Below are 21,940 nucleotides of genomic sequence, written 5' to 3' on the forward strand. Positions count from 1 at the left end.
ATCTTCGAACTGGCCGGGTCGTCCAGACGCCCCGGCTGCGCATTGCGGGGACACACAGCATAGCTGGCTCACAATCGCGGGGGGAGACGATGCGACGACCAGCCACGATCGCCCTGTGGGCGATGTCAATTCTGTTGGCCGTATCCTGGATGCTCGATCCGGCTCAGGCACAACAGACCCATTCAGCCGGAAACTGGAACTGGGTGTCGGTCACCCAGGCGGAGTGCGAGCAGCGCGCGCGCCGGGCCCTGGCGGCGGCGGCCAGCCGGTTCTCGTTGCCGTTTCAGGTGCGGAGCCAGGACGGCTGGATCTTCGGCGACACCGTCGGCCACACCTCGGCCTACATCGCCTGCGTCGCCGACGACGACACGCCGAACCTAGTCAGCGCCGCCGCCCGGCGCGTGCTGGTGGTCGTCGACGTCGACACCGTGCGCGCCGGTGTCAGCGGCCAGTTGCGCGACTTTCTCCGGCAGTGCTTCCGTGACGATTCCTGCGGCGGCGCATCGGCAGCCGGGCCGGTCACCGCGCCCGGCGCTCCGGCGGCCGACCCGCAGGCCGGTGCCTTCCTCGGCTGCTATGCCGACAAGGTCCAGGATCGCGACCTGCCCGACTTGACGAAGCTCGGCGGAAGAAACTCCGCACAAAGCTGCATCGCACACTGCGGCGGCAAGGGGTTTGCGTTCGCCGGGACCCAGTACGGCGTCGAATGCGCCTGCGGCAACAGCTACGGCAAGCACGGACAGTCAGGGGCGGTGTGCGACTACGACTGCGGCGGCCGGCCCGGCGAGAAGTGCGGCGGTTTCGCCGCCAACTCGATCTACGCCACCGGCGTGTCGCCGGCCGCGACCCGGCAGCTGCCGCCCGACACCCCCTTCCGCCAGCTCGACGCACCCCGCGGCGCCTATCTCGGCTGCTATGCCGACAAGGTCCAGGATCGCGACCTGCCCGACTTGACGAAGCTCGGCGGAAGAAATTCCGCACAAAGCTGCATCGCGCACTGCGGCGGCAAGGGCTTCGCGTTCGCCGGGACCCAGTACGGCGTCGAATGCGCTTGCGGGAACAGCTACGGCAAGCACGGCACGTCGGGGGCGGTCTGCGACTACGACTGCGGCGGCCGGCCCGGCGAGAAGTGCGGGGGGTTCGCCGCCAACTCGATCTACGCAACCGGCGTGACGGCGGTCGCGACCCGGCAACCGTCCCCGTCCCCGACCCCGTCCCCCGGCAACTCCGGCGCGGCGGCCGGCGCCTTCCTCGGCTGCTATGCCGACAAGGGCGGCGATCGCGACCTGCCGGACTTCACCCAGCTCGAATCCACCAACTCGCCCCAGGCCTGCACCAAGCATTGCGCGGACAAGGGCTACATCTACGCCGGCACCCAGTACGGGCGCGAGTGTGCCTGCGGCGACACCTATGGCAAGCACGGCCCGTCCAAGGCCTGCGACTACGCCTGCACCGGCGCGCCGGGCGAGATCTGCGGCGGCTACTACGCCAATTCGATCTACGCGACCGGCGTGTCGCCGGCCGCGGTGCAGCAGCTGCCGCCGGATACGCCGTTCCGCCAACTCGACGCACCCCGCGGCACCTATCTCGGCTGCTTCGTCGACAAGCGCGGCGACCGCGACCTGCGGGACTTCACCAAACTTGGCAACGCGAACTCCGGCCAGGCCTGCGTACGGCACTGCGCCGGCAAGGGCTTCGCCTTCGCCGGAACCCAGTACGGCGTCGAATGCGCCTGCGGGAACAGCTATGGCAAGCACGGTACGTCGCCGTCCTGCGACTACGACTGCGGCGGCAAGCCGGGCGAGAAGTGCGGCGGCCACTACGCCAACTCGGTCTACTCGACTGGGATCAAGCCCCGCAACTGACGGCGGTGGGCGGCCGGGCGCTGCTGTACGAGCGGTGCGGCTTCGCCGAGGCGATCAATACGTTGAAGAAGGCGCCGAACCGCATCCAGCTCAAGTACAAGAACCCGCGCGTTCGAGGACTTCCGGGAGCGCTGAGCTCGGGCCGGTTCATGAGACAGGCCAGCACGGATGTGTGGCTGTCGGTGGTGCCGGCGACCGGCCATCTGGTGAACCTGGAGGAGCCCGACCTGTTCCACCGCCCGGCGGAGGACGTCTTCGCCCAGCTGGAAGCCGAGTGCGGCTCCCAAGGGGGGTAAGCAGGGACTCCCGGGAGCGCCGGGGCAATCGGCTCAGTCGGATTTGCAGCAGGAAGATGTTGGTCGGGGAGAGAGGATTCGAACCTCCGGCCCCTGCCTCCCGAAGACAGTGCTCTACCAGGCTGAGCTACTCCCCGACCGATACGGGCTGATAGGCGGCCCGCCGGGATGCGAGGGCGTGATATAGCGGGTCGCCGAAGCGGCATCAAGCCCGGATCGTGCTGGCGGCCAAGGAATTTCCGGCGCCGGCCGGCCGGTGGGTTTGCGGCGCCGCGATCCTCTGGTTAGCTGTCGCGGATTCGCTTCCGCCACACCAGGGAGACCGTCCATGGCCGGGCCTGCCGCCCCCCCTGCCGCCGCCAGCGTCCATCTCAGCCTCGGCGAGGTGCACGCGCTCGCCAGCCGCTGCCTCGTCGCCAACGGCTGCGACGCCGTCAACGCCGGGGCCGTGGCCGACACCATCGCCGCCGCCGAGCGCGACATCTGCCTGTCGCACGGCCTGTTCCGGCTGCCCGGCTACGTGGCGTCGCTGCGCAGCGGCAAGGTGAACGGCAGCGCCCGCCCGCAGGTCGAGGACCTGGCCCCCGGTGTGGTGCGGGTCGACGGCAAGGGCGGGTTCGCGCCGCTGGCGCTGCAGGCTGGCCGCGAGCCGCTGATGGGCAAGGCGCGCAGCCAGGGCATCGCGGCGCTGGCGCTGAACGACATCCACCATTTCGCGGCGCTTTGGCCGGAGGTCGAGGCGCTGGCCGAGCAGGGGCTGTGTGCCTTCGCCTTTACCGCCGCCTTCCCCTATGTGGTGGCGGCCGGCGGACGGCGGCCGATCTACGGCACCAACCCCATGGCCTTCGCCTGGCCGCGGCCGGGCCGCGACCCGCTGGTGTTCGACCAGGCGTCGTCGGCGCTGGCCCGCGGCGAGATCATGATCGCCGCGCGCGAGGGCCACGAGGTGCCGCCGGGTACCGGCATCGACGCCGACGGCAACGCGACCACCGACCCGAAAGCCATCCTGGACGGCGGCGCCCAGCTGCCGTTCGGCGGCTACAAGGGGGCCTCGATCGCGCTGATGATCGAGCTGTTGGTCGGCGCCCTGATCGGCGACAAGTTCAGCTTCGAGGCGCTGGCCGCCGACAACGGCGACGGCGGCCCGCCAAAGGGCGGCGAGCTGATGCTGGCGATCGACCCGGCCCGGTTCGGCGACCCCGAGGGCTTCGCCACCCATGCCGAACTGCTGTTCGCCCAGATCACTGCGGAGGAGGGCGTGCGGCTGCCGGCCGACCGGCGGCGCCGCAACCGGGCGACGACCGCGACCGCCGGCGTAGCGGTGGACGCGGCCCTGCACGCCAGGATCCTGGACCTGGCCGGCGGCTGAACCTTCGCGGCCCCGCGCAGGCGGGGCGCCTCAGGCTGTCGAGCGCGCCCGGGAAAGACCCGTCACTCCAAAGGGCGGGCGAAGCTGATCTCGTGGCCGTCCGGGTCGACCATGTGGAAGTAGCGCTCGCCCCAGGGCGCGTCGCGCGGCGGGAACTCCGGCGTGACGCCCTGGGCCAGCACGTGGCGGTAGCTGGCGTCGACGTCGGCGACGTGAAAGATCACCCGGCCCCACCAGCCCGGCGCGCCGGTGCCGGCCTCGGCGGTCAGGTTCAGGCTCTGGCCGCCGGCATCGAGGGTGGTGAACGCGGCTCCCGCCCCGCCCTTGGTGAGTCCGAAGCCGAGCCGCCGGTAGAAGTCGACGGCCCGTGACATGTCGGCGGTCGCCAGCGTGACCGCGCTGACCGACTCGATCGCTGGCGCCCGCCGCCGGGGGTCGGTGTCGGTGGCCGTCACGGCTTCTTCTTCTCGTCTTCCTTGTCGTGGTCCGGGGCGCCGGAGCCGCCGCCCGGGGTCGAGGAGGACGGCGGATCGCTGGCCGGGAACGAGTCCTCCAGTTCCTCGTCCAGCTCCGCGTCCTGCTCCTGTTTGGTCTTCGGATTGTCGGTCATGGTGCGTGTGTCCTCGCTTGCGAAACGGTCGGTTCAGATACTGTCCCGGATGCGCTGCCGCAGCTCGTCCTCGGGGAGTTTCGAGTAATCCTTGTCGACCTCGTGGCGGACGCGATCCCGCAGCCGGTCCGGCATCTTCGAGCGCAGGTCGCCGAGAAAGGCCGGCGCCGCGACCACGACCAGGTCCTGGAAGGCCTCGTGGCGGCGGCCGTCGTCCAGGGTCTGCATGACGTCGCGGGCGAAGCGCTCCTTGGCGTGCTCGTGCGGGTCGGTCGGCGGCTCCATCGCATGGCGGCCCGGGCCGCCGCTGTCGAAGCTGCGGCCCGGTCTGTCGCTGTCGATGTCGCGGCTGGGCGGCAGGGCCGCGGTCATCTCGTGGCGCCGCTTCCAGGACCTGGCGGCGATGCCGCCCACGGCCTCGTAGACCTTGGCGCGCCCCGCATCCGCGACGACGATCCAGGTCACCGGCTTGGCCATCGGAAGTCTCCTGTCCTTCGTACTGTGGACGAATGATCAACCCGCACACCCCGGCCGGGGTTCCTTGCAGGAACCGGTCCGGGGCGCGGACAGGGCGCGGCCCGGTCAGCCGGTCGCGCGCTGCCGGTGGCGGCCCTCGCCGACCTCCTCGACGATCTTCGAGACGAAGGCCGGCAGGTCGCCCGGGTTGCGGCTGGTGACGATGCCGCCGTCGACCACGACCGGCTCGTCCATCCAGGTGGCGCCGGCGTTCTCCAGGTCGCGCCGGATCGAGGGGTAGGAGGTGACGTCGCGGCCGCGCACGGCGTCGGCCTCGACCAGCAGCCACGGGCCGTGGCAGATCGCCGCGACCGGCTTGCCGCTGCCGAGGAACGCCCGCACGACCGCCATCGCGGACCGGTCGATGCGGAGCAGGTCGGGGTTGATCTGTCCGCCCGGCAGCACGAGGCCGTCGTAGGCGGCGCATTCGGCGTCGGCGGCCTTCAGGTCGACCGCCACCGTCCGGCCCCAGTCGGACTTGTCCCAGCCGCGGATGCTCTTGCCGTCCGGGCTGGCGACATGCACCTCGGCGCCGGCCCGGCGCAACTCGTCGCGGGGCACCTCGAGCTCCGACTGCTCGAAGCCGTTGGTGGCGAGGATCAGGATCCTGGCGTTCCGGATGTCCGGCATATGCGTCTCCATCGGGTGGGTAGGCGGGCGAACGTGCCCGTGCCACTCAATGGGACTCGCAGCGGCGCGGATTGTTCCGTCGACCGCATCGCCTGCGCGCTTGTGTCGCCCGTCAGAACCGGTGGTCGGACAGCATCGGGTAGAGCTCGAAGAACCGGTCGTAGAAGGTGCGGGCGTAGACCTGCATCTGCGACATCGAGGTGAAGCCGTATTTGCGGTGCATCCACTCGCGGCCTTCCTCGACCACGCGGCGCTGGTTGATCGACAGCGGGTCGGTGCGGATCAGGTCGGCCTGGTCGCGCAGCAGGCTGGTGTCCTCCTCGAAGGACACCCGGTTGGTGACCGCCGAGGCGTACTCGTTGACGTAGCCCTTGATGATCAGCTCCAGGTCGGCGCAGTAGCCCCGGAAATTGGCGCCGTCGTACAGCAGGTTCATGTGGCTCGGACTGACCCGTTCCATGACGGTTTCGACGAACGAGCGCCGGACCAGCCAGACGATGTGGTTCATGTGCCAGACATAGCGGGTCTGGTCGGCCGGCAATTGGGCGTACTCGGCCCAGTGCACGCCGCAGGGCGACAGGATGCCGACCCGCGGGTGCCGCTTGATCTCGTCCAGCAGGATCGGCACCAGCGGGGCCTCGAAGGTGACGTCGTTGCACACCAGCAGGAAGTAGTCGTAGGCGTGGAACTTGGCCTCGCGCAGCAGCTGCAGCAGGCCGAAGTTGAAGCCGCGCGGGTACCGCAACCCCTCCTTCAGCGCCTCGTCCCAGTTGGCCCAGTAGGTGTAGTAGTCGCAGAGCTGGTCCCGGCTGGTGCCGCTCTCGACCACGTAGATGTCGGTCTCGCCGTTGTTCTGGCGCTCGAACTGCTCGTACAGGCGGTTCGCGACCTGCGGCAGGTTGCGGGTCAGGATGATGGTGGCGACTTCCCTCATGGCACACCCGTCAGCCGGAAGCATTCCAGATAGCGCCGGATGGCGTCCTTCACCCGAGACTTCAGGTGGCCTTCCAGGTCGACGCCGCGGGCCGCAAGCCGGGCATCGGCGTCATGCCGGATGACGGCGAATTCCGGTGTCGAGAAGACATAATGCCCCGCGATCACCGCGCGGTCGCGGTCGTCGGCGCGGGTCTGCGCCAGCATCCACTTCTCCCATTTGCGGCTGGCCAGCGCGAGCTCGAGGAAGCGGTCGCGCAGGTCCAGCAGGCCGTTGGCCTCCAGCACGTGCAACAGGGCGCGGGTCTCGGTCACCCCGAACTCCGGGGCGACATTGGCGGCGGCGATGCCGTAGGCCGGCAGCGAACGGAGGGTCTCGCGGCTCAGGTAATCCGTGTTGTGCTGCTTGAGCAGGACGTCGAAGGACCGAAGCCGATCGACCAGCTGCGGCACGTGGATCTCGGACGGCATCTCGCCGCGGATGCGGTAGGGCGATCCGAACGACCCGACGTTCCGGGTTTCCAGGACCTTGGTGCCGGTCTGTGCGACCACGAACAGCGGTGGCTCGACGTCCTGTTCCCGGCAGAACCGCTGCACCCGCTCCAGCATGTCCGACAGGTCGTCCAGGCCGTGCGTCACCGCGTCCTGTTCCTCGGTGCCGATCTCGAAGGCGATCTCCCGGCCCAGGCGGCGGGCGGTGTCGGTGCAGTGGCGGTACAGCGTAAACAGCCGCTCGAGCGCCACGTCCCCCGGCGGCTCGCCGTCCGGGCTGACGCTGGTGTCGAGATGCAGGACCGAGAAGCCGGCTTCGATGTCCTCGTCGTAGGACCTCATCGCCGACGCCATCGCGTCGGATTCGCTCAGCGCGCCGGCCAGTTCGCGTGCGTTCTGCCAGGGGCCGCCATGGTCGCGGCACAGCAGCACCCGCCCGCCGGTGTCGCGGGCGCGGACGAACTCGGCGAACCGGTCTGCCGACCAGCCTTCGACATAACCGGCGCCGAGCGCGTCGGTGTCGACCTGGCGGCGGCTGGGGATCAGCATCAGGTCCACGTCGTGCTCGTTGGCGAGTTCGACCGTGGCCTCGACGGTCAGCCGGCTCACCACGCCGACACCGAGCAGGGTCTTCGGCCATGTCCTCAGTTGGGCGAGCAACCGCTCGCGTACCGCCCCCATCCGCTGCCCCCGTTCAGGATGAACTCCCCGCCTCTTCCTTGTAGCGGAACAGATCGAAGGGCTCGAAGAATTTCGCCAGGACATGCAGGCAGGCCTCGGCGACCGCCCGGTCGCCACCCTTGCGTTCGGTCACGTAGTCGGCATGCGCGCGCGCCAGCGGGTCGGCGTCGGCCGGGGCGATGGAATAGCCCACTGCGCCGAACACCACGGCGTCGAAGATCCCGTCGCCCATGTAGATGACGCTGTCCAGCGGCCAGCGCTCGGCCATCCAGTCGACCCTGTGCAGGGTGCTGACCAGGTCGAGCGGCAGCCCCATGTCGTCCTGGACGCGCCTGCGGGTGATCGGAAAGCCGCGCTTGTCGCCGCTGATGACATGGACCGGCAGCCGGCCGGCCAGCAGGCCGATGGCGTCGTTGTCGTCGGGGCCGAAGCGCTTCAGGACCTTGCCGGCGTCGGAATAGTAGATCGCCCCGTCCGTGAGAACGCCGTCGACGTCGAGGATCAGGACTTTCGGGTCGATCGGCATGGCACCCCAGGGTGTCGTGAGGAAGCGGCGGCGTCAGGCGCCGGGCGAACCGCGCCCGAAATCGTCGGCGTGCCGGATCAGGTCGTCGAGTTCCGGTGTCGAGGCCTCGATCAGGCGCGAATCCTCGAGGACGGTCACGCGATGCACGGTGCCGGGCGCGACGGTGTAGCTCTCGTCCGGGCCATAGGTCCGCGAGGTCAGCTCGGTCGGGTTCGGCCCGGTCTCCACCGCGATCCGGCCCGACACCACCAGGATGGTCTCGTGCTTGCGGACATGCGACTGCAGGCTCGAGCGGGTGCCGGCCTTCATGTGGATGTCCTTGAGGGCATAGCGGTCGGTATGGGCGACCAGGATCTCCTTGCCCCAGGGTTTGGTCACGGTCGTGATCGCCATCGCTCAGTGCTCCGAGTCCGGCCCGGCCAGTGCCTCGGCGAGGCGGCGGCGCCCGAGCAGATACAGGTAGTCGGCCAGCGGCCGGTCGTACAGCGGGGCCATGTTGACGAAGATCAGGGCATTGAGCACCTGGATTCGGTGCCGGTCGTAGCCGTGCCGCGCGCAGAACGCCCAGAAGGCGGCCTGCAGGGCGTCGGCCTCGGGCAGCGGGTCGTGGGCCAGGGCGACCTCGCCTCCGGCTTCCCGGATGCGGAAGCCGTCGCGCATCGCCGCCACGCTGAAGTCCAGGGTGTGGAAGAACTTGGCCAGGTCGTAGTAGCGGTCGCCATAAGCGGTCAGGCCGCCGAAGTCCTGCCGCCAGTCGATCAGCGTGAACCGGCCGTCGCCGTCGACCAGCACGTTGTCGGCATGCAGGTCGCCGTGGAAGGTCGATGGAAGCCCCCCGCTCCAGAACGCCTTCGGCAGGTCCTCGACCAGGACGGCGGCCGGCGGGCACGACAGGCCGTCGATCCGCAGGATTTCCGGTTCCGCCCCGTCGCCGAACCGGGCCAGATAGGATCCGAGCCGGTCCAATGTCTTGTCGCGGTAGAATCGCCGGCACAGCGCCGCGAACTCGCCGGGATCGCACGGATGACTGCGCCAGAACGCGGTCTCCAGCCAGTCCAGCAGGGCGGTCATGCGGCCGGGATCGAGCCGGCCGGCCAGATTCTTGCCCTCCACGAAGCGGTAGCTGTAGCAGTGGCCCCGGTGCTCCAGCACCGCCGCGAACGCCTCGGGATGCCGCCGGCCGCGCTCGAACCGCCGGGCCGAGACCGCCGGATCGGCGAAGAACTTGATGATCCGGTCGTCCAGCCGGTAGGTGGCGTCGGTGGTCTTGCCCTCGAACGAGTAGTTCGGGTCGAACCGTCCGAGCAGCGCGGCGTATCCCTCCTCGTCCCCGGTGTCGTGCCAGGGCAACTCGACCGCTGCGAGCCCCGGCTCGATGAGCGCTTCCAGGCCGGGCACGACCTGCGACTCCGCTCGCGTCGCCAGGCCGCGTTCCAGGGCGGTCCAGAACCGGTCGTGGTCGTTCACCCCGGCGATGCCAATGAATCCGAGGGGCGGGGTGCCGGCGCGCTTGTAGAACAGTCCGGTGACGCGGTCGCCGGCCGTCGCCACCGTGCACCAGCGCTCCGGACGGTCGACCGGCTGTACCCCCAGCCAGTTTCGGTCGGTCGCCGGAATCTCGGCCGGCACCAAGGTGTCGCAGGCGGTGAATACGAACGGTTCCTGCAGATGCGGTCGGCAGGCCAGCAGCGAGTAGCCCGGCCCGGCACCGGCACCGGTCACTCGGTCGACCGGAACGCACACGGCGTCGATGTCCGGGTGCGCCGCGGCGAGGTAGTCGCGAACCTGGTCGGCATAGTGACCGAGTGCCAGCACGAAGCGGCTGTCCGGCGGGAACTGCCCGATGATATGGCTCAGCACCGCGCGGTTGCCCACGGGCAGCAGCGCCTTGTGCATGCCCATGGCGCTGGCCCGGGACCGCGTGCCGGCGCCGGCGGCCAGGATGCAGACGGTGGTGCGGGTCGGCATCTAGCTCTTGTAGGCGCGGATCGCCAGCAGGCGCCCGGAGGCGTCGAACTCCAGGACGTCGACGACCGCCAGGCGCTCGGTGCGGTTCACGACGATGACCAGCTCCAGCACGACCGTCCGGTCCTCGACCACGCTCTTGAGGATCGAAGCCTCGATCGACTCGGTGGCGGCGAACATGTCGCGATTGGCCTGCAGCACCGCCTCGCGGCCGTGCACGTCCAGGGACCAGTCGCGCAACGACACCGTTTCCGTGAACAGCGCCGCGAGACGTTCGAGATCGCGGCCGTTGAACGCGGAGACGTAGGCTTCCGCGATCCATCGGTAGTCATGGTCGCCGCTCATTCGCTCTCCCCAATCGTCGCCCGCCGGCCCCGGGGATCGCGGCGCACCGCCGCACTCCCGAACGGGTCAGACTGTTCCGTCACCAAGGCCCGGTGTCAACGCACGACCTGGGACCGGCGGCCGGTCGGCGTGGACATCCGGTTCGCCCGGATGGGCCGGTCTTGCGCTTTCCCAGCCACCTGTCGCGGGCTACGATGCCGACTGCCGAAACAATCGCGATCAGCGGAGAAACCGGGCCGGGAATGGAACTCACTCAGACGCACAAGTCGCGAAAGCGGGATGCCTACTGGGACAACCTCGTGCAGGGCGAGACCGCCCAGTACAAGGTGAAGGCCCTCGACGCCCTGATCGCGGCCCATGGCCCGTCCAAGGTCGACGGATTGCTCGACATCGGCTGCGGGACCAGCGAGATCGCGCTGCATTATCTGGACGCACTGGGTGGGCGCCGGCTGGTCGGCCTGGACTATGATGCCGCGGTGGTCGAGGCCGCCGCGCGCCGCTACGGCGATCCCCGGCTCGAGTGGCGCCAGGCCGACATATTCGAGCTCGGCCGGTCAGCCGACCGCTTCGACCTGGTGTTCATGCTCGACATGCTGCACGAGGTGTATTCGTTTTGCGGACGTCCGAACGGCGACGTCGCGGAGCCGATCGATCACGCGCTTGGCCTCGACGCGGCTCGCCGGGCGCTGGCCCAGGTGGCGACAGTGGTCGCGCCGGGCGGAGCGGTCGCGATCACCGACAACGTGCTGTGCCCGGACGATGTGCGGGTGACGGTTCGGGTCCTCAATGCGCAGGCCCGTGGGGCCGTCGGCCGGTTTCTCGATGAATACCCGGCGCGCCGCATGGCGCATCGCTGGGCCGGCGCCGACACCCTGGAAATCGGCTCCCACGACCTGTGCATCCTGCTGACCCAGTACAACAAGCTGAAGCAGGCCGACCCGGCCCGCTGGAACGTCGAGAAGCTGGAGATCCACCAGTACATGACGGTGGCGGAGTACCGGGACTGCTTCGGCGACCTCGGTTTCACCCTGCATGCCACCGTCGGTACACCGCCCGACGCGGGCGCGGAGTGGACGGCGGATTTCCGGATGGAGAGCGGCCTGCCCGGACTGCCGGACAAGCGCATCACTCTGCTCGCCGTCAAGGCGGTATGACGGCGCCATTGGGCATCGTCCGCCGCCGGCGGCCGAGAGGGTGAGGCCGGTGGCCGCGGACACCATCCTCGACAGTCCGGTCCCGGAAGAGGTCCGGCCGGGCGACGAGCTGCGGGCGCGCCTGGAGGCGTTCGACGGGTCCCCGGACGGCGCCCGGACGCTGATCGACTTCGCGACGGAGCTCTGGAACGGCAACCGACGGACGTTGGCGGTGGCGTTGGTCAGGAGCGCCGTCTGCCTGGATCCGACGAACCTTGCCTTCCTCACGGCCTGCGGGGGGTGGCTCGGCAAGCTCCAGGCATCCGGCGAGGCCCGTACGGTCCTGGAGATCGCCCTGCATCACGCTCCCGATCGCAAGATCGCCGGTCGCCTCGCCGCCTGCTACACCGAGCTCGGGCGGCCCGAGGCGGCGGTGCAGGTGCTCCGCACGAGCCTGGCGGCCATGCCGGCCGCCCGGCAGTTGCAGGTTCAACTCGCCCTGATCCTGGCGGAGCATGGTCCGGCCGACCAGGCCAGGGTCGAGTTGCTGAACGCCGTCGAGCTCAGTACCGACCGCGCCACCACGGTTGCCCTGGCGGCGGCGGCCGTCCGGCTCGACGGCCACGCCGACGCCTTGACCGTCTGGCGAGCGGCCGGGCAGCCGGTCGTCGATCACCCGCCTCGCTTCATGGCCGATCTCGGTATCCACCTGGTTCGCGCCGGCGACCTGCTGTCGGCGTCGGCCGCCCTCGCACGGGCGTTGCGCCGCGATCCCGAGAATCTCATGGCCGGCCTCTGGCTGGCCTGGACGCACCGGCAGCTCGGATGGCAGGACGAGCCGGCTGCGGTCCGCTATCAGGGGGTGGCGTTCGATCTGGCACGGCCGCGCGACCATGAGGCGCTCGCCCGCCTGGTGGCCCAGAATCAACATTCGATCCTGCGCCGTGAACTCGTCGAAGCGCTGCGCGACATGCTTGCGCGTTCGCAGAACCCGGTTCCCGAGCATCTCCGGCTCGGGCTGTTCTATCACGGTCTGCTCGAGTCCCAACACGCTGTCGAAACTCTCGAGGCGGCGGTCCGGCTCGCGCCGAACGACGTTCCCTGTATCCTCGCCTACGCCCGGTCCCTGGAACTGGACCGTCGGCGGGACGACGTCATCCAGGTGCTCGGCGAGGCGATCCGGCGTCTGCCGGATGCGCCGCAACTGCTGGAGGAACTCGCGGAAATCCAGATCCGCTGTACGGCTCCGGAAGCGGCGCTGGAAGTGGCGCGAAAGGGCGCCCGGCAGTTCCCGAAGTATCACCCTCTCCATACCATCGTGGCGAAGCTGACCCAGGCCGCCGGCCTGTACGCCGAGGCCTGCGACGCCCTGCAGACCGCTTTCCGCCTGCGGCAGCCGCTGCTGACGGAGGTTGAGGATCTCGCGCTGATGCAGATGGTCCTCGGCCGGCACGAGGAGGGCGTTGCGACACTGTCCGAAGGCGTCAAGGCCACGGGTCGCCGACAGACCCTGGAACTGCGCAGCCTCCTCGCAGACGTGGCGAAATACAGCGAGACCGAGGGAGTCGAGCCGGCCGTCGGACGGCTGCGCCGGTCGGTCGCCAGCCTGAAGGCCGACTTCCGCGACTTCCGGCGGGTCGGGATGCTCTTGCAGCTGAGCAAGGCCGAGGACGAAGCCGATCGGGCGGTCGCCGTGCTGCGGGAGTCGGTTGCGATGCATCCCGGGGATCAGTCCGGGGCCGCTCAGCTCTTCTATTTCCTGCTCGGGCTCAACCGCATCTCGCAGGCGTTGACCCATTGGCTCGACACCGTGCGACCGCTGTGCGGGGACCGGGACGTTCTGCCGGAGCGTCCGTTCCAGAACGCGCCGCCGGTAAGGGTCCCGCCGGCTGTCGCCAAGCCGCCGGCGGATCGTCCGCCAACGCGGACTTTCGGGCTGGTCATTCAAGGGCCGGTGACGCATCGCGGCTTCGACTGCCGGGACAACATCCAGCGGCTGGTCGACGACTTCGGCGAGCGGTTCAAGGCAGTGGTCCTGTCGACCTGGGAGGGGGAGGCGGATCCCGGCTTGCGGGGCGACAACTGCCATGCCCTGTTCAGCCGGGACACCACGCCCGCCTGGTCCCGGGATCGAATCCCGCTGCGCAACCGGGTGCGGCAGATGCTCAGCACCAAGATCGGCCTCGACCATCTCCGCGGGGTTGGCGGCATCGACTACGTCATCAAGATCCGGACCGACCTGCACGCCGACCTGCCGGCGCTCTGCGACCATGTCCTGCACTGCGAACGGAATTTCTCGGAGTACACCGCCGTCGGGCAACGGAACTTCATCTTCACGCCGCCGATGCAGTTCGACGGCCCCTACCTGACCGGGGACGTGATGTTTGCCGGTCATATCGACGACTTCGAGAATTTCCTGCTGGCGACGCTGGAAACGGAAAACGAGGTGTTCAGGCCGTACAAGAACCTGCCCGAGAGCGACGTGACGCTGAAGCATCTCTACCGCAACCTGGGACCGGTTCTCGGCGTACCCGACTACATGAACTTCGCGATCATCCGGAAGAGCAAGCCGCTGATCCGCTATCCCAAGGGTCTGATCGAGTACTGGGCGACCGTGATCCGCCACTCCCTGGCGCCGATGCCGCGCCGGCTGTTCGAGACCGCGGTCTTCCGGGGCGGCGACCTGCCGATGAGCCATCTCTCCGATCGCCGGATCGACTTCGAGACCTGGGTCGGCATGCCGGACGACTGGACCCGGCACGCGGCCTCGGTCGTCGACGGCTGGTACGACCTCGAGGCAGAGACCTTCGACCAAGCCTATTTCTACTACCTCGAAAAGGCAGCAGAGATGGCCGGAGTCACCTTCTCGGGTGACCTGCGGCGGGCGCTGGGTGACTACCGCATCTATGTCGACAAGCTCAGGTCGGCGCTGTCGGCCTGACCGGATCGGTGCGAGACGGACCGGGACTCAGGCGATTTTTGTTTGATCCTGGCGCTGGAAACGTCGAATGTGCCGGCAACGGGGTGGTCGCCCGAAACACGACCCGCGGGATTTGAGGGGCAGCTTGCGGCCGCGAAACCAACTGCTAAAGCGCCACGGATGTGTTCCGTGGGCCCTGGCTCGTGAGGCACGGAGCATCCCATGACGGGACCCGACGACAGGACACGGACGTCCGCCGGCCAGACGGCGGCGGTTCAGGGGGCCGCGGCATCGCCCAGGGCGTCGCGCGGAGCGATGTCGCGCCGGCATTCCCTGGCCAAGACGGTCAGCTGGCGCGTCACCGCCACCATCGACACTTTCATCATCAGCTTCTTCGTGACCGGCAGCTTCGCCTGGGCAAGCTCGATCGCCAGCCTGGAGGTGCTGACCAAGATGGGGCTGTACTACCTGCACGAGCGCGCCTGGGCGCGGGTCGACTGGGGATAGCGACAGGGCTGCGGGCGTCGCGTCAGTAGGCGCGCTCGACGCAGAAGTCGACCAGCTCCTCGAGCGCGGCGCGGTACGGATTCGACGGGAACCCCCGCAGGGCCTCCCGGGCCGCCCCGGCATAGGTCCTGGCCCGGTCGAGCGAGGCTTCCAGGGTGCCGTGCTGGGCCATCAGCCGCTGCGCCTCCGCGAGGTCGTCGTCGCGCTGGTCGAGATCCTCGATGGTGCGCTTCCAGAACGCCCGCTCGGTCGCGTCGCCGGCCTGGCAGGCCAGGATCACCGGCAGGGTGACCTTGCCTTCGCGGAAGTCGTCGCCGACGGTCTTGCCCAACGCCGCCTGCTCGGCGGCATAGTCGAGGACGTCGTCGACCAGCTGGAAGGCGACCCCGAGGTCTCGGCCGAAATTCTCCAGCGCGAGTTCCTCGGCTTCCGGCCGCTCGGCGACCACCGGGCCGATCTGTGCGGCGGCGGCGAACAGCTGCGCGGTCTTGCAGCGGATCACCTCGAGATAGGCGTCCTCGGTGGTGGCGATGTCGTTGGTCGTCACCAGCTGGTGGACCTCGCCCTCGGCGATGATCGCCGAGGCGTCCGACAGGATCTTGAGGACCTTGAGGGACCCGTCGCCGACCATCAGCTGGAACGCCCGGCTGAACAGGAAGTCGCCGACCAGCACGCTGGCCTGGTTGCCCCATACCGCGTTGGCGGTGTCGCGGCCGCGCCGCAGGTCGCTCTCGTCGACCACGTCGTCATGCAGCAGGGTGGCGGTGTGGATGAATTCGACGCAGGCGGCCAGCCCGATGTGGCGCTCGCCGGTGTAGCCGCACAGCCCGGCGGTCGCGAGCGTCAGCATCGGCCGCAGCCGCTTGCCGCCGGACGCCACGATGTGGCCGGCCAGCTGCGGGATCAGCGCAACCGGGCTCTGCATGTTCTCGACGATCGCCCGGTTGACCTTCTCCATGTCGGCGGCGACCAGCCGCCGGAGGGATTCCACACCGGCCTGGTGGGTCCCCGGCTGGGGCGTCTGGCGGTGGGTGTCGGCCGGGGCGGCGATCGAGGGCACGGCATCTCCTGCGTCGCTTGACGCTGCTGGGGCTGGCAGCGAGCATAGAAAGGCTCCAATCTCGGTCAAGTCAACAACCGGTCGCCAACGTACGGGAGGCGGAACGCCGCATGCGCGAGCTGCTGCGCACCAACGATCTGGTAAGGCTGTCTTATCTGGAAGCGCTGCTGCGTGCGGAGGACATCGAAAGCCTGATCCTCGACGGTCATATGAGCGTGCTGGAAGGCAGCGCCGGGGCCATCCCGCGCCGGCTGATGGTGACGGCGGACGACTATGACGAGGCGCGCCGGGTACTGGAGGCGGCGGGTGAGCGGCTCGACCACGACTGACGGCGCGGTTTCCGAGGATGCGCTGCTCGGCGGACGGCTTCGGCTGCGCCAGCCGCGCGACGGCTACCGCGCCGCGATCGACCCGGTGCTGCTGGCGGCGGCGGTTCCGCTGCGCGCCGGCGAACGGGTGCTGGACCTGGGCTGCGGCGCCGGTGCGGTGTTTCTGTGCCTGCTGGCGCGCGAGCCGGCACTGACCGTGACCGCGGTCGAGCGCGACCCGGCGATGGCGGCGCTGGCCCGATCGAACGCAAGCCTGAACGGCTTCGGCGAGCGGGTCGAGGTGGCCGAGGCGGACGTGGCGACGCTGCCGCCGGACTGGCGCGCCGGCGATTTCGACCAGGTCTTGAGCAACCCGCCCTACCTGCCGGCGGAGCGGGCGGACCCGTCACCGCATGCCGGGCGAGCGGCGGCCGGGGTCGAGGCCGGGTCGGATCTGGTCGCCTGGGTCGGGCGGGCGCGGCGCTGCCTCAGGCACAAGGGACGGCTGACGATGGTGCACCGGGCCGACCGGCTGGGCGATCTGCTGGCCGCGCTGGACGGCTTCGGGGAGATCGTGGTGTTCCCGCTATGGCCCAGGGCCGGGCAGGAGGCGAAGCGGGTGATCGTGACTGCCCGCAACGGGGTCCGGTCACCGCTCAGGCTGGCGGCCGGCCTGGTGCTGCACGATGCCGGGGGCGGCTATACGAAAGCGGCCGACGCCGCATTGCGCGGCGCCGGCCTGGATCTTGGCCCGTGACCTCCGGTCTGGGAGATCGTCCTAGGAGACCAGGGCGAACTTCACCACGAACAGCGCGGCGATCACGTATACCGCCGCGGAAACCCTGCCGGCCTGGCCGGTCAGCAGCTTGATCACGACGTAGCTGATGAAGCCGAACCCGATGCCGGTGGCGATCGAGAAGGTCAGCGGCATCGAGATCGCCGCGATCACGCCCGGCGCCGACTCCGTCATGTCCTCCCAGTCCAGTTCCGCCAGGCCGCGTGCCATCAGGCAGGCGACGTAGACCAGCGCCGGTGCGGTGGCATAGGCCGGGATGGTGCCGGCGAGCGGCGAGAAGAACAGCCCGAGCAGGAACAGCATCGCGACCACGCAGGCGGTCAGGCCGGTCCGGCCGCCGGCGCGGATGCCGGCGGCGCTCTCGATGTAGCTGGTGGTGGTCGAGGTGCCGAGGCCGGAGCCGACCACGGTGGCCACCGAGTCGGCCATCAGCGCCTTCTTGAGCCGCGGCAGGCGGCCCTGCTCGTCGAGCAGCCCGGCCCGGTGGGCGACGCCGACCAGGGTGCCGGCGGTGTCGAACAGGTCGACGAAGAAGAACGCGAAGACCACCGCGATCAGGCCGACGTTGAGGGCGCCGACGATGTCGAGCTGCATCAGGGTCGGGGCCAGGCTCGGCGGCATCGACATGATTCCGCCCGGCGGGCTGACCCCGAGCACCACGCCGACCAGGGTGACGCCGAGGATCGACAGGATGATGGCGCCCGGTATCTTCAGGTGGTCGAGGACCACCATGGCCATGAAGCCTGCGCTGGCCAGCAGCACCGCCGCCGAGGTGATGTCGCCGAGTCCGACCAGTGTGGCCGGATGGTCGACCACCAGTCCGGCGTTCTTCATGCCGATGATCGCGAGGAACAGGCCGATGCCGGCCGAGATCGCGATCTTCAGGGACCGCGGGATGGAGTTCACCACCCATTCGCGGACCGGCAGCAGCGACAGGATCACGAACAGCACGCCGGACAGGAACACCGCGCCCAGCGCCACCTGCCAGGAGTAGTTCATTCCCAGCACGACGCCGTAGGTGAAGTAGGCGTTCAGCCCCATGCCCGGCGCCAGGGCGATCGGGTAGTTGGCGTACAGGCCCATGATCAGCGTGCCGATGGCGGCGGCCAGGCATGTCGCGACGAACACCGCGCCCTGGTCCATCCCGGCGTCCGCCAGGATCATCGGGTTGACGAACATGATGTAGGCCATCGTCAGGAACGTCGTGATGCCGGCCAGCACCTCGGTGCGGACCGTCGTTCCATGCTCGGAGAGCCTGAAGGTGGATTCGAACATGCGCACCCCCGCTGGTTGACCGGGCGCCCCTCGCCCGGCCGGTTGCGACCAGTGTGCGGGGCGCACCATCGGGTGTCGAGCGCGGCCGGGGATGCATGGTACGCGGCCGGTTGACGGTTCGCGGCCCCGGCACCGGCATCGGGGAATCGGAGCCGTGCCGCCACCGCCGGCATCGCGGCCGCACATTGTGGAGCCGGCCCCGGTGCCCTATCTAGGCGTCCATGTCATGGTTCGATCCCATCCTGGACAGGGTCCGCGGCCGGCCGCCGATCGTGTCCGTCGTCCCGCTGCGCGGCGTGATCGGCAGCGTCGGCCCGATGCGCCGCGGCCTCACCGTCGAGTCGCTGGCCCCCCTGCTGGAGGCCGCGTTCCGGCCGCGCTCGGTGACCGCGGTCGCCCTGGTGGTGAACTCGCCCGGCGGCTCGCCGGCGCAGTCCGAGCTGATCGCCGGGCGGATCCGCGACCTGGCGGCGGAGACCGAAAAGCCGGTTGTCGCCTTCGTCGAGGACGTCGCGGCCTCCGGCGGCTACTGGCTGGCCTGCGCCGCCGACGAGATCCGGGTGACCTCGACCTCGATCGTCGGCTCGATCGGCGTGATCAGCGCCGGCTTCGGCTTCCAGGACGCGCTGTCCCGGCTCGGCGTCGAGCGGCGGGTGCACACCGCCGGCAGCCGCAAGGCGCTGCTCGACCCGTTCCGTCCCGAGAACCCGGACGACGTCGCGCATCTGAAGGCGATCCAGGGCGAGCTGCATGCCCGCTTCATCGACTGGGTACGGGAGCGCCGCGGCGACCGGCTGAAGCCCGACGAGGACCCGGAATTGCTGGAAGGCAAGTTCTGGACCGGCCCGCGCGGCGTCGCGCTCGGCCTGGCCGACGGCGAGGGCGAACTGCGCCGCACCCTGCGCGAGCGCTACGGTGCGCGCACCCGGTTCCGGACCCTGAGCCGCAGGCCGGGGCTGATGCGCCGGTTCGGGCTGGCGCAGGCCGGCGCAACCGCGTTGGGGGCCGGCACGGCGGATGGGGAAGGCCTGTTCGGCGGCTTTGCGGAGTCGCTGATTTCGGCGGTCGAGGAGCGCGCGCTGTGGTCGCGCTTCGGCCTCTGAACTGCCATCCGGGTTTCGCGGTAGTGCCGGTAGTGCCATCCGGCTCGCGCCGGCCTTGCGTTGCCGCGGCGGCAGGTTAAAACGGTCCGATGTTCAGTCTCAGCAAGATCGTGGCGCTGGTCGCCATCCTCGGCGCGGTCTGGTACGGCTTCAAGCTGATCGGCCGGCTCGACGACGCGCGCAAGCGCAAGGCCGAGCGCCCGGCCCGCGGCGGCCCGGCCCAGGCCGATTCACGCCGCTCCGCGCCGTCCCGGGCCGATGAGCCGGCGGACGGTGTCCTGGACCTGGTCAAGGACGAGAGCGGAAACTACGTCGCCAAAGACAAACGGGACGACCGTCTCTGATCGTCCCGCTTCCCGTTTAGGCTCTACGCCCGACTGCCGGTCGGATCACGCCGACTGGCGCGCCTCGGAGCTGCGCCGCGGGCGGCCGTTGCCACCGCCGCCGTTGCGACGGCCCTGGTTCTGCGGGCGCCCGGCCGAACGGGCGTTGGCGTCCTGCTTCGGACGGCCGCCGCCGTTGTTGCCGTTGCCGTTGTTGCGCCGCGCGCGCTGCGACGCAGCCACCGGCGGCCGGCGGCCGGAGCGGTACTCGGCCTCGATGCCGGCATCGTGGAAGTCGTGCTTCTGGTCGACATCGATGCTGCGCCGCGTGGCGGTCTCGATGGCCATCAGGTTGCCGATCTCCTCGGTCTCGCAGAACGACACCGCGATCCCTTCGGCCCCGGCACGGGCCGTCCGGCCGATGCGGTGGACATAGGTCTCCGGCACGTCCGGCAGGTCGAGGTTTATGACGTGGCTGATCTCCTGCACGTCGATGCCGCGGGCCGCGATGTCGGTCGCCACCAGGATCGGCAGGCGGCCGCGCTTGAACCCGTCGAGCGCGGTCTGGCGCGCCCCCTGGCTCTTGTTGCCGTGCAGCCCTTCGGCCTGCAGGCCGTCGCGCTTCAGCGCGTCGACCACCCGGTCGACGCCGTGCTTAGTGCGCACGAACACGATGGCGCGCGACACCTCCGGGGCGCCCAGCAGGCGCGACAGCAGCGGCCGCTTGTTGTTGCGGGCCACGAACATGACGCTTTGGCGGATGCGCTCGATCGGCGTCGAGGTCGGGGTGATCTGGATCCGCTCGGGATTGCGCAGCAGGCCCTCGGTCAGTTCGACGATCGACTGCGGCATGGTCGCCGAGAACAGGGCGGTCTGCCGGTCCTTGGGTACCAGGGCGGCGATCCGCTTGACGTCGCGCACGAAGCCGAGGTCGAGCATGCGGTCGGCCTCGTCCAGCACGAAGTAGCAGACCCGGTCGAGGAACACGGCGCGCTGCTCGAGCAGGTCGAGCAGCCGGCCGGGGGTGGCGATCAGCACGTCGACGCCGCGCTGCAGGGTGACCACCTGCGGCCGGGCCGAGACGCCGCCATGCACCAGGGCATGGCGCAGGCCGAGCCCGCGGCTGAAGGTCTCGACGACGCCGGCGATCTGCACCGCCAGCTCGCGGGTCGGGGTCAGGATCAGCGCCTGCGGCGCCTTCGGGATGCGCTTGTCGCGGGCGCCGGCGGCGGCCAGGCGATGCAGCATCGGCAGGGTGAAGGCCGCGGTCTTGCCGGTCCCGGTCTGGGCCAGGCCCAGCAGGTCGCGTCCGGCCATCAGCGGCGGAATGGCGCCGATCTGGATCGGCGTCGGAGTCGTATAGCCGCACGTGGCGGCGGTCCGCAGCAGCGCATCGGCCAGGCCGAGCGTGGCGAAATCTTGAACGGTCATATAAATCCTCAGGTGCGCCCGCGGCGCCGGACGGAGATCGTCAACGGCGCTTACGCGGGGGCGGACGGCGCTGTCCACCGGGGCCGGGGCCTCCGGCGCGCTCGTCCTTGTGGCGGAAATTGATGCGGCCCTTCGTCAGATCGTAGGGCGTCATCTCGACGGTCACACGATCGCCGGCCAGGATGCGGATCTTGAACTTCTTCATCCGTCCGGCGGTGTAGGCGATGATATCGTGGCCGTTATCGAGCTCGATGCGGTAGAGCCCGTCAGGCAGGACGTCACGGACGACGCCCTCGAATTCGATCATGTCATCTTTGGCCAATGCTCGCTCCTCGGCGGTTGGCGGAGGGACGCGCCCGGCTCACGGCCGGGCGCGACATCGAGCCTTGTCCGATCAGACGGCACGCAGGTCGGTGGCGGCGTACTTGCCGTTGCGACCGCGCTCGACTTCGAACGAAACCTTCTGGCCTTCATTGAGCCCGCCCATACCGGCACGCTCGACGGCCGAGATGTGGACGAACACGTCGGACGATCCGTCTTCCGGCTCGATGAAGCCATAGCCCTTGGTCGCGTTGAACCACTTAACAGTACCGGTAGCCATTGGGGTATCTCCCAAACGTGGAACGACCCGCCGCACCTTTGCAGCGGGGAAATCAAACTGCAGTTTGGGAGAAAACCAACTTCGCGGTCGTGCCGTGACTCGGAAACGCCCAAGCGCGTTCGATGGCTCGTATATGGGGCAAGCCGGGATTTCGCGCAAGAAAATATCTTAACGCGGGGATGCCGGCCGGCGCGGCCTGTGGCGATTCTGCACCGGAACTTGGGTGGTTGGGGAATGCCCGTCGGGCGGGTGGGT

At 69.6% G+C, this 21,940-nt stretch carries 25 protein-coding genes and 1 tRNA gene; 10 read left to right on the top strand and 16 right to left on the bottom strand.

Going from position 1 to position 21,940, the window contains the following annotated elements:
• Positions 1-203: 203 nt before the first annotated feature.
• Positions 204-1,865 carry a WSC domain-containing protein gene (locus tag RIC31_RS16930; protein ID WP_350110236.1) on the top strand — a complete coding sequence of 554 codons (1,662 nt, stop codon included), beginning with the start codon at positions 204-206 and terminating at the stop codon, positions 1,863-1,865.
• A 149-nt stretch (positions 1,866-2,014) separates the two neighbouring features.
• Positions 2,015-2,161 (top strand): hypothetical protein, encoded by a 147-nt coding sequence (locus RIC31_RS16935; RefSeq protein WP_350110239.1) that lies wholly within the window; start codon positions 2,015-2,017, stop codon positions 2,159-2,161.
• 60 nt (positions 2,162-2,221) lie between these two features.
• Here the strand turns inward: RIC31_RS16935 and RIC31_RS16940 are convergent.
• Positions 2,222-2,298, bottom strand: a tRNA-Pro gene (locus RIC31_RS16940).
• A gap of 191 nt (positions 2,299-2,489) precedes the next feature.
• Between RIC31_RS16940 and RIC31_RS16945 the strand changes: the two genes are divergently transcribed.
• On the top strand, positions 2,490-3,530 hold the full coding sequence (locus RIC31_RS16945) for an Ldh family oxidoreductase (protein ID WP_350110242.1): 1,041 nt from the start codon (positions 2,490-2,492) through the stop codon (positions 3,528-3,530).
• 62 nt (positions 3,531-3,592) lie between these two features.
• Here RIC31_RS16945 and RIC31_RS16950 read toward each other — a convergent pair whose 3' ends face one another.
• The 10 genes from RIC31_RS16950 to RIC31_RS16995 form a co-directional block, all read right to left on the bottom strand.
• Positions 3,593-3,985 (bottom strand): VOC family protein, encoded by a 393-nt coding sequence (locus RIC31_RS16950; RefSeq protein ID WP_350110245.1) that lies wholly within the window; start codon positions 3,983-3,985, stop codon positions 3,593-3,595.
• Positions 3,982-4,140 (bottom strand): hypothetical protein, encoded by a 159-nt coding sequence (locus tag RIC31_RS16955; protein ID WP_350110248.1) that lies wholly within the window; start codon positions 4,138-4,140, stop codon positions 3,982-3,984. Before RIC31_RS16955 ends, RIC31_RS16950 begins: the two co-directional genes overlap by 4 nt.
• Positions 4,141-4,173: 33 nt before the next feature.
• A complete protein-coding gene (locus tag RIC31_RS16960) occupies positions 4,174-4,617 on the bottom strand; it encodes a host attachment protein (RefSeq protein WP_350110251.1) in 444 nt (147 codons plus the stop codon).
• 105 nt (positions 4,618-4,722) lie between these two features.
• A complete protein-coding gene (locus tag RIC31_RS16965) occupies positions 4,723-5,286 on the bottom strand; it encodes a type 1 glutamine amidotransferase domain-containing protein (protein ID WP_350110254.1) in 564 nt (187 codons plus the stop codon).
• Between the two features lie 112 nt (positions 5,287-5,398).
• Complete coding sequence (locus RIC31_RS16970; RefSeq protein WP_350110257.1) at positions 5,399-6,220, bottom strand: glycosyltransferase family protein; 822 nt, start codon at positions 6,218-6,220, stop codon at positions 5,399-5,401.
• On the bottom strand, positions 6,217-7,392 hold the full coding sequence (locus RIC31_RS16975; RefSeq protein WP_350110260.1) for a class II D-tagatose-bisphosphate aldolase non-catalytic subunit: 1,176 nt from the start codon (positions 7,390-7,392) through the stop codon (positions 6,217-6,219). The genes RIC31_RS16970 and RIC31_RS16975 overlap by 4 nt, the downstream gene beginning before the upstream one ends.
• Positions 7,393-7,405: 13 nt before the next feature.
• Positions 7,406-7,918: an HAD hydrolase family protein gene (locus RIC31_RS16980; protein ID WP_350110263.1), complete on the bottom strand. Its 513-nt coding sequence runs from the start codon at positions 7,916-7,918 to the stop codon at positions 7,406-7,408.
• Positions 7,919-7,951: 33 nt separating this feature from the next.
• Positions 7,952-8,311 carry a cupin domain-containing protein gene (locus RIC31_RS16985; protein ID WP_350110266.1) on the bottom strand — a complete coding sequence of 120 codons (360 nt, stop codon included), beginning with the start codon at positions 8,309-8,311 and terminating at the stop codon, positions 7,952-7,954.
• 3 nt (positions 8,312-8,314) lie between these two features.
• The gene (locus RIC31_RS16990; RefSeq protein ID WP_350110269.1) at positions 8,315-9,886 is read right to left on the bottom strand and encodes an NTP transferase domain-containing protein; all 1,572 of its coding nucleotides are present in this window, start codon (positions 9,884-9,886) and stop codon (positions 8,315-8,317) included.
• Positions 9,887-10,228 carry a nuclear transport factor 2 family protein gene (locus RIC31_RS16995; RefSeq protein WP_350110272.1) on the bottom strand — a complete coding sequence of 114 codons (342 nt, stop codon included), beginning with the start codon at positions 10,226-10,228 and terminating at the stop codon, positions 9,887-9,889.
• A 242-nt stretch (positions 10,229-10,470) separates the two neighbouring features.
• Here RIC31_RS16995 and RIC31_RS17000 point away from each other — a divergent pair, with 242 nt between their 5' ends.
• The 3 genes from RIC31_RS17000 (at position 10,471) to RIC31_RS17010 (ending at position 14,788) form a co-directional block, all read left to right on the top strand.
• On the top strand, positions 10,471-11,382 hold the full coding sequence (locus RIC31_RS17000; protein WP_350110275.1) for a class I SAM-dependent methyltransferase: 912 nt from the start codon (positions 10,471-10,473) through the stop codon (positions 11,380-11,382).
• A 49-nt stretch (positions 11,383-11,431) separates the two neighbouring features.
• Entirely contained in the window at positions 11,432-14,302 is a 2,871-nt protein-coding gene (locus RIC31_RS17005; protein ID WP_350110278.1) for a hypothetical protein, read from the top strand.
• Between the two features lie 201 nt (positions 14,303-14,503).
• Positions 14,504-14,788, top strand: coding sequence for a DUF2061 domain-containing protein (locus tag RIC31_RS17010; RefSeq protein ID WP_350110281.1), 285 nt, complete (start codon positions 14,504-14,506; stop codon positions 14,786-14,788).
• A 22-nt stretch (positions 14,789-14,810) separates the two neighbouring features.
• Here the strand turns inward: RIC31_RS17010 and RIC31_RS17015 are convergent, their stop codons facing one another.
• Positions 14,811-15,839, bottom strand: coding sequence for a polyprenyl synthetase family protein (locus RIC31_RS17015; RefSeq protein WP_502990132.1), 1,029 nt, complete (start codon positions 15,837-15,839; stop codon positions 14,811-14,813).
• Positions 15,840-15,958: 119 nt separating this feature from the next.
• Here RIC31_RS17015 and RIC31_RS17020 point away from each other — a divergent pair, with 119 nt between their 5' ends.
• Positions 15,959-16,177 carry a putative signal transducing protein gene (locus RIC31_RS17020; protein WP_350110284.1) on the top strand — a complete coding sequence of 73 codons (219 nt, stop codon included), beginning with the start codon at positions 15,959-15,961 and terminating at the stop codon, positions 16,175-16,177.
• Entirely contained in the window at positions 16,155-16,913 is a 759-nt protein-coding gene (locus RIC31_RS17025) for a tRNA1(Val) (adenine(37)-N6)-methyltransferase (protein ID WP_350110287.1), read from the top strand. Before RIC31_RS17020 ends, RIC31_RS17025 begins: the two co-directional genes overlap by 23 nt.
• 21 nt (positions 16,914-16,934) lie before the next feature.
• On the opposite strand, the gene RIC31_RS17030 is transcribed toward RIC31_RS17025, so the two are convergent.
• Entirely contained in the window at positions 16,935-18,227 is a 1,293-nt protein-coding gene (locus RIC31_RS17030) for an NCS2 family permease (protein WP_350110290.1), read from the bottom strand.
• Between the two features lie 221 nt (positions 18,228-18,448).
• Between RIC31_RS17030 and RIC31_RS17035 the strand changes: the two genes are divergently transcribed.
• Both RIC31_RS17035 and RIC31_RS17040 read left to right on the top strand, forming a co-directional pair.
• On the top strand, positions 18,449-19,330 hold the full coding sequence (locus RIC31_RS17035) for a S49 family peptidase (RefSeq protein WP_350110293.1): 882 nt from the start codon (positions 18,449-18,451) through the stop codon (positions 19,328-19,330).
• 89 nt (positions 19,331-19,419) lie between these two features.
• Positions 19,420-19,674 (top strand): hypothetical protein, encoded by a 255-nt coding sequence (locus tag RIC31_RS17040; RefSeq protein ID WP_350110296.1) that lies wholly within the window; start codon positions 19,420-19,422, stop codon positions 19,672-19,674.
• Between the two features lie 45 nt (positions 19,675-19,719).
• Here RIC31_RS17040 and RIC31_RS17045 read toward each other — a convergent pair whose 3' ends face one another.
• From RIC31_RS17045 to RIC31_RS17055, 3 genes are all read right to left on the bottom strand, one after another.
• On the bottom strand, positions 19,720-21,084 hold the full coding sequence (locus RIC31_RS17045) for a DEAD/DEAH box helicase (protein ID WP_350110299.1): 1,365 nt from the start codon (positions 21,082-21,084) through the stop codon (positions 19,720-19,722).
• A gap of 40 nt (positions 21,085-21,124) precedes the next feature.
• Positions 21,125-21,406, bottom strand: coding sequence for a translation initiation factor IF-1 (infA, locus tag RIC31_RS17050; RefSeq protein WP_350110302.1), 282 nt, complete (start codon positions 21,404-21,406; stop codon positions 21,125-21,127).
• A 72-nt stretch (positions 21,407-21,478) separates the two neighbouring features.
• Positions 21,479-21,685, bottom strand: coding sequence for a cold-shock protein (locus RIC31_RS17055; protein WP_189987741.1), 207 nt, complete (start codon positions 21,683-21,685; stop codon positions 21,479-21,481).
• Positions 21,686-21,940 lie beyond the last annotated feature (255 nt).

Origin of the sequence: Thalassobaculum sp. (genome assembly GCF_040219615.1) — a bacterium.
In the GTDB taxonomy this organism is placed as follows: domain Bacteria; phylum Pseudomonadota; class Alphaproteobacteria; order Thalassobaculales; family Thalassobaculaceae; genus Thalassobaculum_A.